1 tRNA gene and 2 rRNA genes are annotated in these 619 nt (G+C 47.8%); all 3 read left to right on the top strand.

What is annotated here, in order from left to right:
* A 23S ribosomal RNA gene (locus L5L94_RS21780) occupies window positions 1-191 on the top strand; the annotation flags it as partial.
* A 136-nt stretch (window positions 192-327) separates the two neighbouring features.
* Window positions 328-443, top strand: a 5S ribosomal RNA gene (rrf, locus tag L5L94_RS21775).
* Between the two features lie 36 nt (window positions 444-479).
* Window positions 480-556 (top strand) — tRNA-Asp (locus L5L94_RS21770).
* Window positions 557-619 lie beyond the last annotated feature (63 nt).

Here is a 619-nt window from a genome sequence, read left to right as displayed (position 1 = left end):
GCCCGGTAGCTACGTTCGGAATCGATAACCGCTGAAAGCATCTAAGCGGGAAGCGAGCCCTAAGATGAGTCATCCCTAGGAATTTAATTCCTCTAAAGAGCCGTTCGAGACTAGGACGTTGATAGGCATGGTGTGTAAGCGTTGTGAGGCGTTGAGCTAACATGTACTAATGACTCGAGAGGCTTAACCATACAACCCAGATGGGTTTTATAAGCAGCCTTAGACAGAATACAGATACTTGATAAAGTTAAAGACTCAACAGAAAATCAGCTTTCCGAATTATTATTAACGTGAGCCAGAGATGGACACGGTAATAAACAGAATTTGCTTGGTGACAATAGCCTTGTGGAACCACCTGATCCCATCCCGAACTCAGAAGTGAAACGCAAACGCGCCGATGGTAGTGTGGGGTCTCCCCATGTGAGAGTAGGTCATCGCCAAGCGCCTAATTTAGGTTAACGTGTAGACGTTAAGCTAAAGGAGCGGTAGTTCAGTTGGTTAGAATACCGGCCTGTCACGCCGGGGGTCGCGGGTTCGAGTCCCGTCCGCTCCGCCAACATTAAGAGATAAGCCTCATCGAAAGATGAGGCTTTTTTCGTTATGGCGTCGCGGATAATTC

The organism is Shewanella sp. SM21 (assembly GCF_025654335.1).
Classification (GTDB): Bacteria; Pseudomonadota; Gammaproteobacteria; order Enterobacterales; family Shewanellaceae; genus Shewanella; species Shewanella oncorhynchi.
Note: the sequence above shows the minus strand (reverse complement) of the source record. Positions and strands in the feature narration are given on the sequence as shown.